This window comes from Burkholderia sp. EMB26 (assembly GCF_024730645.1).
GTDB classification, from domain to species: domain Bacteria; phylum Pseudomonadota; class Gammaproteobacteria; order Burkholderiales; family Burkholderiaceae; genus Burkholderia; species Burkholderia cenocepacia.
Genome location: NZ_CP078070.1, coordinates 1602202 through 1614138, shown reverse-complemented (window position 1 = coordinate 1614138; position 11937 = coordinate 1602202). Strand labels below are relative to the sequence as shown.

Here is an 11937-nt window from a genome sequence, read left to right as displayed (position 1 = left end):
CCGGCCGCGCAGCCTGCGCGCGGCGTCCGGATACCGGCCGGCGAGCCGTCGTTCGCCGCTTGCGCCACCTGCGCAAACCGGCGACCCCGGTCAAATATCTCAAAAACGGGGCACGGACGAACCGGCGATTTCATCATAGTAGTATGAAATTCGCCAAGAAATTGCGCGGACTATCGCCCTTTCTTCGAATAATCCTTTCTGTTGCGCAACCGGGCGCCTATTCGGCGCCCGCGATGCCGGCCACCGGCTCGGCAAAATCGTCGATCGGCATGCGTGGCGACGGCGACTCCGACAGCGGCGGTTGCGCAAGCATCCGCTGCAGCTGGTCGCGCACCCGCTCCCAGGCATGGGCCGCATAGTCGGGCTGGCCTGCCGCCCATGCCTGCGCCAGATCGAACACGCGTTCGATCGTCGCACCGCAGTAGGTCAGGCCGGAGCCGTCGTCCCGCGCGGCGTCACGCAGCCGTTCGTCGAGCCATTCGGCCAGCCACGGCATCTCGGCCGCGGCCGAATCCGCATACGCCTCCAGCGCGGCACGCGCATGGCGGTCCTGTTGCGGATCGAGCTCGATCCGGCTCAATTCCGAGGTGCGCACGGGCGCAATGCTTTCCGCTCCGGACGGACTTCGAAGGGTCCCTGGTCTGAAGGACATGTCCTCTCCCCGTTGTACGACGGTAGCGTCAGGCATGGCCCCCGTGCCCGCCGTACGACGTACCGTGGCCGGCGCCTCCGCTGGGAGCGGACGACCGGCCGGGTCAGTATACGCAGCCGGTCACGCAACGAGGTTTAAGAATTGTCAGAGAGGGGCGCCCGGCTAGGGGCGCCCGGTCAGGTGCGGCCGGTCAAGCGCGCCGGCCAGGAGCCCGGCGCGGCGGGACGTGCGACGCGCGCCGTCAGCGGCGACGCATCAGGAACACGAAGGTCTTGTCCTGGGTCGTCGATTCGACGATCTCGTTGCCCGTCTGCTTCGCGAACGCGGCGAAATCGCGCTGCGAGCCCGGATCGGTCGCGAGCACCTTGAGGATCTGCCCGCTTTCCATATCGGCAAGCGCTTTCTTGGCACGCAGGATCGGCAACGGGCAATTGAGCCCGCGCGCGTCCACTTCCTTGTGAATCTGCATCGGCTGTCGACCTTCGAATGACGCGCCACACACGGCGCGGGAGGAAGCCGCGATTTTACCGCAGCGCCGCGGCACCTGCCCGGCCCGCCCACGGCCGGGCGCCCGCCGGCGCCCGGCTCACGCGCCGGAAAAGCCGCCCGCGAGCCGTTCGCGCAGATGCCGCACGAGCGCGCGCACCGCGCTCGGCACGACCGGGCTGTACGGGCGGATCGCGAAAATGTGGTCGCCGAACGCGCCCGACGGCCGCCAGCCGTCGAGCAGCGCGACGAGCCGGCCGGCGTCGAGATCGCGCCGCGCGCTGAAGTCCGGCAGCAGCGCGATGCCGAGCCCGCCGAGCGCGGCCTCGCGCATCGCCTCGCTGTTGTTCGCTGCGAAACTGCCGCGCACCGGCACGCTCACGCGCTGGCGCCGGCGGCCGTCCGGCTCGAAGCTCCACGCGGCCGGCTCGTTGTCGCGCAGGTAGCACAGGCAGCTGTGATCGACGAGTTCGCTCGGGTGGCGCGGCGCGCCGCGCGCGTCGAGATAGTCGCGGCTCGCGACCAGCAGCGAACGCGTGTCGCACAGCTTCCATGCGACGTGGGTCTGCGGTGCGGTGGTCGTATGGCGGATCGCGAGGTCGAAGCCCTCCTGCGTCAGCGAATGCAGGCGGTCCGACAGGTCGAGCTCGATCTGTACGCCCGGATGCTGGCGCAGGAAATCGGGCAGGTGCGGCACGACCTGCTGGCGGCCAAGCGCGACCGGCACCGTCACGCGCAGCAGCCCGCGCGGCTCGCCGGCGAGATCCTTCACGCGCGCGAAGTGCTGGCCGATCGACTCGAACGCGTCGCGCGTGCTGTCGACGAGCGTCTGGCCCGCATCGGTGAGCCGCACGCTGCGCGTGGTGCGGCGCACGAGCGGCACGCCGGCCGCCTTTTCGAGATCGGCGATGCGCTGGCTCATCGCGGCCTTGCTGATGCCGAGCCGCTGCGCGGCAGCGGTGAAACTGCCGGCCGCGGCCAGCACCGTCAGCGAATGGATATGCGGCCAGAGCGCCTGGACATTTTGCTGATTCATCCACTGATTATTCAGAATTCTGAACAGTGAATCAAGTTTCGCGGCCTTCTCGCGCCCTGCCGCTTTGCCTAGACTAGGTTCCGTCCACCCCCTATTCCCAGGAGACACGCATGACCACGGTTCCCGCCTATACGTCCGACGCCGACGTCGGCCACTACCTCGACGGCGCGCCCGTCGCCGGCCGCAGCGGCCGCTTCCAGGACGTCTTCAATCCCGCGCTCGGTCGCGCGGTGCGCCGCGTCGCGCTCGCCGGCCACGACGAAGTCGAACGGGCCGTCGCGTCGGCCCGTGCCGCGTTCCCGGCCTGGGCCGACACGCCGCCGATCCGCCGCGCGCGCGTGCTGCACCGCTTCCTGCAGCTGATGAACGAGCACCGCGACACGCTCGCGGCGATCATCACCGCCGAGCACGGCAAGGTGTTCTCGGACGCGCAGGGTGAAGTCGCACGCGGCATCGACATCATCGAATTCGCGTGCGGCGTGCCGCAACTGCTGAAAGGCGACTTCACCGACCAGGTCAGCACCGGCATCGACAACTGGACGATGCGCCAGCCGCTCGGCGTCGTCGCGGGCATCACGCCGTTCAACTTCCCGTGCATGGTGCCGTGCTGGATGTTCCCGGTCGCGCTCGCGACGGGCAACACGTTCGTGCTGAAGCCGAGCGAGCGCGACCCGTCGGCCGCGCTGTTCATCGCCGACCTGCTCACGCAGGCAGGCCTGCCCGCCGGCGTGTTCAACGTCGTGCAGGGCGACAAGGGCGCGGTCGATGCCCTCCTCGACCACCCGGACGTGCAGGCCGTCAGCTTCGTCGGTTCGACGCCGATCGCGGCCTACGTGCAGCAGCGCGCGGTGCAGTCGGGCAAGCGCGTGCAGGCGCTCGGCGGCGCGAAGAATCACCTCGTCGTGATGCCCGATGCGAACATCGACCAGGCCGTCGACGCGCTGATCGGCGCCGCGTACGGCTCGGCCGGCGAGCGCTGCATGGCGATCAGCATTGCGGTGCTGGTCGGCGACGTGGCCGACAAGATCGTGCCGGCCGTCGCCGAGCGCGCGCGCAAGCTGGTGATCGGCGACGGGATGTCGCCAGAAGTCGAGATGGGCCCGATCGTCACCGGCGAAGCGTTGAAGCGCATCGAAGGCTATATCGAGCAAGGCGTGAACGAAGGTGCGCAACTGGTGGTCGACGGCCGCGGGCTGCGCGTGCCGGGCCGCGAGGCAGGCTTCTTCACCGGCGGCACGCTGTTCGATCACGTGAAACCCGACATGCGGATCTACAAGGAAGAGATCTTCGGGCCGGTGCTCGGCTGTGTGCGCGTGAAGGATTTCGGCGAAGCGGTCGACCTGATCAACGCGCACGAGTTCGGCAACGGCGTGTCGTGCTTCACGAGCGACGGCGGGATCGCGCGCGAATTCGCGCGGCGCATCCAGGTGGGGATGGTCGGCATCAACGTGCCGATTCCGGTGCCGATGGCATGGCACGGCTTCGGCGGCTGGAAGAAGAGCCTGTTCGGCGACATGCACGCGTACGGCGAGGAAGGCGTGCGCTTCTACACGCGCCAGAAGTCGGTGATGCAGCGCTGGTCGTCGAGCATCGGCAAGGGCGCCGAATTCGCGATGCCGACCGCGAAGTAAGCCGGCCGGAGCGCCCTCCGCCGCCGCGTTCGGCGGACGGCGCACCGGCAGCCGGGATCAACCGGCCTTCGTGCCGTGCGCGCCGTCGGCGGTCGGCAGGTACGACAGCTCGAGCCGGTACGCGAGCGCGACGAACAGGCTCTGCGCGAGGCCCATCGTGGCCGTCAGTGCACGAAAACCGAACGTCGCGCTGTCCTGCACCATCAGCGTCACTTCCGCCTCCCGCGCGAGCGGGCTCATCCGGCTGTCGGTGATCGCGATCAAGCGCGCGCCGCGCTGCGCGGCCTGCTGCGCGACCTGCACGGTCTCGTCCGCATACGGCATGAACGAGATCGCGATCATCACGTCGCCCTCGCGCACGGACCGGATCTGGCCGAGATGCATGCTGCCGAGCGCGCTGAACAGCCCGATGCGCTTGTCCGTGTGCTGCAACGCATAGTCGAGATACACGGCGATCGGGAACGCGCGCCGCGACCCGGCGATCCAGATCGCCTGCGTATCGGCGAGCAGGTCGACGGCCTGCGCGAGCGCCTGCGAATCGAGCGTCTGCCGCAACTGCTGCATCCCGGCAATGCTGCCCTTGATGAATTCGTCGGCGATCTGTTCGGGCTGCAGGCTCGACGAGCCGGCCTCGATCACGTCGCGCAGCCGCAGGTTGTACGCGCGCCCCGGCGCGATCTGCTGCGCGAGCCCTTCGCGGAACAGCCGCTGCATCTCGGAGAACCCGGAGAAGCCGAAGTGCTTCGCGAAGCGCACGACGGCCGACGGCTGCACGCCGCAGGCCTCCGCGAGCGACTGGATGCCTTCCAGCCCAAGCTGGTCCCGATGCGTTTCCACGTGGCGCGCAATCACCTTCAGGCGATTGCTGAGGCCGTCGTACTCCTGCGTCAGGTGCTGCAGGAACGCCTCGACGGTGGCGGGAGGTTTCTCGGATGAACTCATCGGATAGCGCGAAGTTGACGGCCCCGGTGCGCGCGCGTGGCTGGCCGGCGCGGCCCGGGGCTCGACTGGATACATGCATGAAGGGCGAATTTAATCACGTTTGCGGCACGGCCCGCGCCGCCTGCTCGCTCCCACGCGCTCGATCATCACTTGCACACGCTCCACGGCAAGACTGGAAACGATTGTCCAACGCGCTCGCGGCGTCGTAAAGATTAGGGCGTCTACCGAGGCCGGCGGTCGCGAACAAACGCGACCAAACGCGACGACGCGCGGCGCAGCCGGCCCGCCCCCGTTTCAACGATAGTCGACCCACACGCTGCCCGCATCGGCCGAACGCACGCAATTCTCGACCCACCGTACGCCCTCGACACCGGCGTGCACGTCCGGAATACGGATGGCCTTCACCGCCGCCATGTCGCCGCGATCGGCCGCGTCCATTGCGAGCGCGAAGCGCGCGTAGAGGTTCGACCAGGCCTCGAACAACCCTTCCGGATGCCCGGCGCCGATGCGGTCTTCGCGCAATGCGTGCGGATGGAGGTACGGCATCCCGCGATCGAGCACCTGCGCGGGCTGCCCCTGGATTTCGTAGCGCAACTGGTTCGGATGCTCGTCCCACCATTCGATGCTCGCCTTCGAGCCGATCACGCGCACCTTCTGCCCGTGCATCGAACCGGCATTCACCGCGCTCGACCACACGTAGCCGATCGCACCGGTGTCGTATTCCATGATCGTGAACGCGTTGTCCTCGAGCGGCGCGCGGCTCTTCACGAAGCTCTGCCGCGAACACATCAGCCGCCGGATCTTCAGTGCCGGCGCCATCACCTCGGAGATGTACAGCGGATGCGTGCCGATGTCGCCGAGCACGTAGCTCGGGCCCGCGAACTTCGGATCGACGCGCCAGCGCGCGGCCGCGCTCGCGGCCTCGACGCCCTCGCTGTGGAAGCCGTGCGCGAACTGCATCTGCACGATGCGGATCTCGCCGAGATCGCCGCGCGCGATCATCTCGCGCGCCTGTTCGATCATCTGGTGTCCGGAATAGCCGTACGCGACGCCGACGATCCGGTTCTTCTCGACCGACAGACGCTGCAGCGCCTCGGCCTCTTCGGTCGTGAAGCACAGCGGCTTCTCGCAGACCACGTGCAGCCCCGCGTTCAGCGCGGCGCGGCAGATCTCGAAGTGCGTGTTGTTCGGCGTCGCGATCGACACCGCACGAATGCCGTCGGGGCGACGCGCCTCGGCGTCGAACATCGTCGCGTAGTCGGGATAGCAGCGCTCGGCCGCGACACCGAGCTTCACGCCGAACTGGCGGCCGCGCTCGGGATCGAGGTCGAATGCGCCGGCGACCAGCTGGAAGCTGCCGTCGCGCAGCGCGGCCGACCGGTGGCTGTAGCCGATCTGGCTGCCGAGACCGCCGCCGACCATGCCCCAGCGAATCGAATGGCCAAGCAGAATCTGTCCGTCAATCATGATGGTGGTGTTCCTGGTGCGGGTTCAGGGGATCATGCAAAACCGGCCGACGCGAGAAACGCGCGGCTCGCGGCGACGTCGCGCAGGCTCGTGCCGGCGTTGCGCGGGTCGCGCTCCTGTTCGATCGTGATGTAGCCCGCGTAGCCGATGTCGACGAGCGCCTGGCGGATCGGCGGGTAGTCGAGCACGCCGGTGCCGATCGGGCACATCACGCCGCGCGCGCAGGCCGCGAAGAACGCGATGTGCTCGCCCATCACCGCGTCGTATACGGCCGCGTCGATATCCTTGAAGTGCACGTAGTCGAGCCGTGCCGCATGGCGGCGCAACCACGTTTCGGGGTCCATGCCCGAGTAATACAGGTGGCCGGTGTCGAGACACAGGCCCGCCGTGTCGGCCGGCATATCGGCGACGATCCGGTCGATCTCGTCCGCGAACTCGATGTAGCCACCCGCATGCGGATGGATCACCGCGCGCACGCCGAACTCGTCGCGCGCGATCGTCGCGATCTGCCGGATATGGTCGACCATCCGCGCCCAGCGCTCGGCGGACAGCCGCGGCGCGCGATCGCCGTGGCCGGCCGCGTAGTCGCGTTCCTCGTGGCCCCAGTCCATCACGACCAGGTATGGCGCCGCGTAGCGCTGGCCGTCCTGCGTCGGCAGCTTCGGCAGTTGCGTGATCAGCGCGCAGATGTCGCGCGTCTGGCGCAGCAGGTTCGGCAGGTTCTCCGGCGACACGAGATCGTCGAAGATCGTGCCGGCCGTGATGCTCAGGCGTTGCCGTTCGAGCTCCGCGCTCACCGCGTCGAGATCGAGCGGGATGTAGCCGTACGGCCCGAGCTCGATGCCCGAGTAGCCGGCCTGCGCGGCCTCGGCAAGCACGTGCCGCCACGGCGGCAGGTGCGGGTTCTTCACGTCGTCGACGCCCCAGCAGCAGGGCGCGCAGCCAATCTTCATCGTCATGTCGGTCGGTCCGGCAAGTAAGCGGCGCGCAGCCGCGGGTCAGCCGCGATAGAACGCGGGACGCTCGGCCATCGCGATCGGCTCGACCGCGCCGCTCTGCTGGGCCCGCACGCACGCGTCGGCCGCGACCGCCGCCGCGTAGCCGTCCCACGCGGACGGCCCGGTCAGCGCGCCCTGCCGCACACCGTCGATGAACGCCTGCAACTCGACGTCGTACGACGCGATGAAGCGCTCCTTCCAGTCGGTCATGATCTCGACCGACTGCCGCGCCGCATGCTTGAGCCCGACGGCGGGCGGATCGGGCAGCTTCGCGATGCCCTGCTCGCCGACCACCTCGCACTGGATGTCGTAGCCGTACTGGCAGTTCACGAAGATCTCGACGTCGATGCGCACGCCGCTCGCGGTCTCCAGCAGCACGATCTGCGGATCGGCGAGATGCGCGCTCGCATGGCGCGTCTTCTTCGGATAGACGACCTGCGCGCTCGTGTAGTCCTCGCCGAGCAGCCAGCGCAGCACGTCGAGTTCGTGGATCAGCGTGTCGGTGATCGCCATGTCGGTCGTGTAGCGCTCGCCGACCGACTGGTTGCGGTGCGCGCAATGCAGCATCAGCGGCGCGCCGATCTGGCCGCTGTCGATCACGCGCTTGAGCGCGCGATAGCCTTCGTCGTACGGCCGCATGAAGCCGACCTGCACGAGCCGCTTGCCGTGCGCGACTTCCGCTTCGACGATCCGCATGCAGCCGTCGGCCGTGACGGCCAGCGGCTTCTCGCAGAACACCGGCTTGCCGTGCGCGATCGCGTCGAGCACGAACGCTTCGTGCGTCGGCCCCCACGACGTGACGAGCACGGCCTGCACGTCGGCGGCCGCGACCACTTCGTGGCCGTCGCCGTAGATCTCGGCGTCGAGCCCGTACTTCGTCACCGCATCGCGCGCCTGCTGCGGATCGATGTCGTTGACGGCCACGACGCGCGCGCCGGACAGCGTGCGGGTCAGTCTGCGGATGTGGTCCTGGCCGATCGCGCCGCAGCCGATCACGCCGATTTGCAAGGTCATGCAGTTCTCTCCAGTCGTTCGTTCATCAGCGACGCGGCCCGTGCCGCGCCGGTCAGTCATCGGTCATCAGCCGTTCAGCGCACGGTGCGATCGAAATGGCGATCGACGTAGCGCTGGATCGCGTCGCGCATGTAGCGCGACGAGGCTTCCGCGCGGTCTTCCCACGCGAACACGCACGACGACATCACGCCGTCGAAACCGGCCGCGCCGAGCGCGCGGAAAAACACGTCCCAGTCGATCTCGCCCTGCCCGATGTCGAGATGCTGGTGCACGCGGATCTGGTTCGAGCCGGGCGGGTTCACGATGTAGCGCAGCTGGCTGCTCTTGCGGTGGTCGAACGTGTCGGCCACGCGCACGTGCGCGAGGATCGGCGCGGCCTGCGCGATCATCGCGGCCATGTCGTCGCCGTAGTAGAACGTGTGCGGCGCGATGTACGACAGCTTCAGCGACGGCGAACCGAGGTTCGTGACGATGTCGATCGCCGGCTGCAACTGCTCGATCCAGTCCTCCGGATGCGGCTCGACCGACAGCACGATGCGTTCGCGCTCGAGGATCGGCAGCAGCTCGTCCATCGAGCGGAACCACGCGGCCTCGCACATCTCCTTCGGGTTCGCGCCCGGCCGCTCGCCGACCGAACGCTCGGTCGACGCGCCGCGCCCGAACTCCGACACCATCAGCGGGCACTCCATCTCGACTGCCACCTCGATCGCCTTCTTCCAGCAGCGCACCGCCCATTGCCGCTCGTCGTCGAACGGGCTTGCCCAGCGGTACATCGGCTGCAGCGACGCGAGGCCGACGCCGCTCGCGCGCAGCGCCTGGCGGAACGCGGCCATGCGTTCCCGCGTCGCGCGCGGCATCACCCACCAGTCGAGAAAGTCGCTGCGCGGCGACAGCTCGATCTGGTCGTAGCCGAGCTCGGCCACCGCGTGCGGCAGCCGGTCGAGCGGCAGATGGCGAATCATGTAGGGGTCCAGCGCGATCTTCATCGGTTGTCCTATGCGAATTCTGATTTCGGGATCACGCGCGCGCTCAACGGCGCGACTTCTTGTTGCGGTACTGGTCGGCGATCACGGCCGCGACGATGATCGCGCCCTTCACCATCTCCTGGTAGTACGCGTCGATGCGGATGAACGTGAAGCCCGACGTCATCACGCCGAGGATCAGCACGCCGATCACGGTGCCCGTCACGCGGCCGAGGCCGCCCGACAGCGACGTGCCGCCGATCACGACGGCCGCGATCGCATCGAGCTCGTACATCACGCCCATGCCCGACTGGCCGGAGATCGCGCGCGCGGCCGTCACCGTGCCGGCGATCCCGCTCAGCAGGCCCGCGATCGCATAGACGAACACCAGGTGCCGCGTGACGTTGATGCCCGACACGACGGCCGCATGGCGGTTCGCGCCGATCGCATAGGTGTACTTGCCGAAGCGCGTATAGCGCAGCACGACGTGGAAGATCGCGGCGATCACGAGAAAGATGATCACCGGGTTGGCGCCCGCGCCGATCGCCGCGAACTGGTCGGTCAGCATCGACACCGGCATCCCGTTGGTGAACCACTTCGCGAAGCCGCGCGCGGCGACCATCGTGCCGAGCGTCGCGATGAACGGCGGGATGCCCGTCATCGCGATCAGCGAGCCGTTCAGCAGGCCGACCAGCAGCCCGACGCACACGCCGGCCAGCACCGGCCAGATGATCGGCAAGTCGGTGAGGTGCGGAAACACCGCGCGCGGGAAGTCGGACACCTGCGCGAGGCTCGCCGACACGACGGCCGCCGCCGCGACGACCGACCCCGACGACAGGTCGATCCCGCTGGTGATGATCACGAGGTTCACGCCGACCGCGATGATGCCGATCACGGCCATCTGCAGCACGATGATCTCGAGCCGCTCGGTATTGAACAGGAAGCTCTGGCCGACGACGATCCAGCCGACGATCTCGAAGAACAGGCTGATGCCGACCAGCACGAGGAAGATGCTCAGTTCGGGCGGCCACTTCGTATGCCGCGACTTGAGTGTCATGGTCTGCGCATCCGCGACCGGGTTCAGGTTGCCCATTTCAGTTGTCTCCAATCTTGTTTCGGCTCAGCGCGACGCGAGATCCATGATGCGGACCTGGTCGGCGTCCTTGCGATCGACGATGCCGGTCATGCGCCCTTCGTGCATCACCATCACGCGATCGCTCATCCCGAGCACTTCCGGCATTTCGGACGAGATCATCAGCACCGCGACGCCCTTGCCCACGAGCGCGCTGACGAGCCGGTGAATCTCGGCCTTCGCGCCGACGTCGATGCCGCGGGTCGGTTCGTCGAGGATCAGGATGCGCGGCTGCGTGAGCAACCACCGGCCGATCAGCACCTTCTGCTGGTTGCCGCCCGACAGGTTCTGGATTTCCTCGTGCAGCCCGGGCGACTTCACGCGCAGCATCCGGCTCATTTCCTCGCAGTCGCGCTTCAACTGCGCCTGCTGCACGAAATTGAACTTCACGTAGCGGTGGCTGAGCACCGCCGCTTCCATGTTCGCGAGCAGGTCGAGATTCAGGAAGCAGCCGGAATCCTTGCGGTCCTCGGTGAGGAACGCCATCCCGTGCTTCATCGCCTGCGCGGGCGTCGCGATCCGCACCGGCTTGCCGTCGATGCGGATTTCGCCCGAGGTGGCCGGCACGACGCCGAACAGCGCCTCCGCGACGTTCGAGCGCCCCGAGCCGACGAGGCCGGCGACGCCGAGGATTTCGCCCGCGCGCAGCTCGAAGCTCACGTCGCGGAACACGCCGTCGACGCAGAGATCCTTCACCGACAGCACGACGTCGCCGATCGGCACGTCCTCCTTCGGGAACATCTGCGTGATCTCGCGCCCGACCATCATGCGGATGATGTCGTCGCGCGTGACGTCGCTCGACGCATGCGTGCCGATGTACTTGCCGTCGCGGAACACCGAGAACTCGTCGGCGATCTCGAACAGCTCGTTCATCTTGTGCGTGATGTAGACGATGCCCTTGCCCTGCTCGCGCAGTTGGCGAATGATCCGGAACAGGTGCGTGACTTCCTTGTCGGTCAGCGCGGAGGTCGGCTCGTCCATGATCAGCACGTCCGAGTCGAACGACACGGCCTTCGCGATCTCGACCATCTGGCGACTCGCGACCGTCAGCGTGCGCACGTCGGTTTCCGGATCGATGTCGATCGACAGCCGCTCGAACAGCGCGGCCGTGCGGCGGCGCAGCTCGGCGTGATCGATCAGGCCGAAGCGGTTCTTCGGTTCGCGGCGGATCCAGATGTTCTCCGCGACCGTCATGTACGGCATCAGGTTGAGTTCCTGATGGATCATCGCGATCCCGCGGTCGAGCGCGTCGAGCGGGCCGTTCAGCACGACCGGTTCGCCGTTGATCAGGATTTCGCCCTGGTCGGGCGTGTAGACGCCCGCGATGATCTTCATCAGCGTGGACTCGCCGGCGCCGTTCTCGCCCATCAGCGCATGAACGGTGCCGCGGCGCACGCGGAACTGCACGCCGTCGAGCGCGACGACGCCGGGAAAGGACTTGCCGACCCCGCGCACCTCGAGCACGCAGTCGGCCGCGGAAGGCGGCGGCGAACCGGACGCGCCGGCCGCCCCGGACGAAGCCGCCGGCGCGTCGCCGGCGGCCATCGGGCGCGCGATCCTGGCTGTAAACATGGACGTTCCTCGACAAGTCGCGCGAACCCGGCGTACCGGGCCCGC

The 11937-nt window shown here is 68.0% G+C and carries 11 protein-coding genes; 1 reads left to right on the top strand and 10 read right to left on the bottom strand.

All coding sequences use genetic code 11. The annotated features are described in order from the left end of the window. Positions 1-217 precede the first annotated feature (217 nt). The 3 genes from KU887_RS07640 to KU887_RS07630 all read right to left on the bottom strand — a co-directional run bounded on the left by KU887_RS07640 (position 218) and on the right by KU887_RS07630 (position 2174). Positions 218-652: a hypothetical protein gene (locus tag KU887_RS07640; RefSeq protein ID WP_034200673.1), complete on the bottom strand. Its 435-nt coding sequence runs from the start codon at positions 650-652 to the stop codon at positions 218-220. Positions 653-893: 241 nt separating this feature from the next. Continuing rightward, on the bottom strand, positions 894-1121 hold the full coding sequence (locus KU887_RS07635) for a sulfurtransferase TusA family protein (protein WP_006402122.1): 228 nt from the start codon (positions 1119-1121) through the stop codon (positions 894-896). Positions 1122-1238: 117 nt separating this feature from the next. Beyond that, positions 1239-2174, bottom strand: coding sequence for a LysR family transcriptional regulator (locus KU887_RS07630; RefSeq protein WP_011545214.1), 936 nt, complete (start codon positions 2172-2174; stop codon positions 1239-1241). Positions 2175-2284: 110 nt separating this feature from the next. On the opposite strand from KU887_RS07630, the gene KU887_RS07625 reads away from it, so the two are divergent. Next, a complete protein-coding gene (locus KU887_RS07625) occupies positions 2285-3805 on the top strand; it encodes a CoA-acylating methylmalonate-semialdehyde dehydrogenase (protein WP_006497757.1) in 1521 nt (506 codons plus the stop codon). A 57-nt stretch (positions 3806-3862) separates the two neighbouring features. On the opposite strand, the gene KU887_RS07620 is transcribed toward KU887_RS07625, so the two are convergent. The 7 genes from KU887_RS07620 to KU887_RS07590 form a co-directional block, all read right to left on the bottom strand. Next, complete coding sequence (locus tag KU887_RS07620; RefSeq protein WP_006488922.1) at positions 3863-4747, bottom strand: MurR/RpiR family transcriptional regulator; 885 nt, start codon at positions 4745-4747, stop codon at positions 3863-3865. 294 nt (positions 4748-5041) lie between these two features. Continuing rightward, positions 5042-6214 (bottom strand): Gfo/Idh/MocA family protein, encoded by a 1173-nt coding sequence (locus KU887_RS07615; protein ID WP_006488917.1) that lies wholly within the window; start codon positions 6212-6214, stop codon positions 5042-5044. 32 nt (positions 6215-6246) lie between these two features. Continuing rightward, positions 6247-7173, bottom strand: coding sequence for a sugar phosphate isomerase/epimerase (locus tag KU887_RS07610; protein WP_258255399.1), 927 nt, complete (start codon positions 7171-7173; stop codon positions 6247-6249). Positions 7174-7212: 39 nt separating this feature from the next. Then, positions 7213-8226 carry a Gfo/Idh/MocA family protein gene (locus KU887_RS07605; RefSeq protein WP_006497760.1) on the bottom strand — a complete coding sequence of 338 codons (1014 nt, stop codon included), beginning with the start codon at positions 8224-8226 and terminating at the stop codon, positions 7213-7215. Between the two features lie 74 nt (positions 8227-8300). Beyond that, positions 8301-9212: a sugar phosphate isomerase/epimerase family protein gene (locus KU887_RS07600; protein WP_034200676.1), complete on the bottom strand. Its 912-nt coding sequence runs from the start codon at positions 9210-9212 to the stop codon at positions 8301-8303. Positions 9213-9255: 43 nt separating this feature from the next. Continuing rightward, entirely contained in the window at positions 9256-10281 is a 1026-nt protein-coding gene (locus tag KU887_RS07595) for an ABC transporter permease (RefSeq protein WP_034200677.1), read from the bottom strand. Positions 10282-10308: 27 nt separating this feature from the next. Continuing rightward, positions 10309-11892, bottom strand: a complete 1584-nt coding sequence (locus KU887_RS07590) for a sugar ABC transporter ATP-binding protein (RefSeq protein ID WP_258255398.1) — start codon at positions 11890-11892, stop codon at positions 10309-10311. Between the last annotated feature and the right edge of the window lie 45 nt (positions 11893-11937).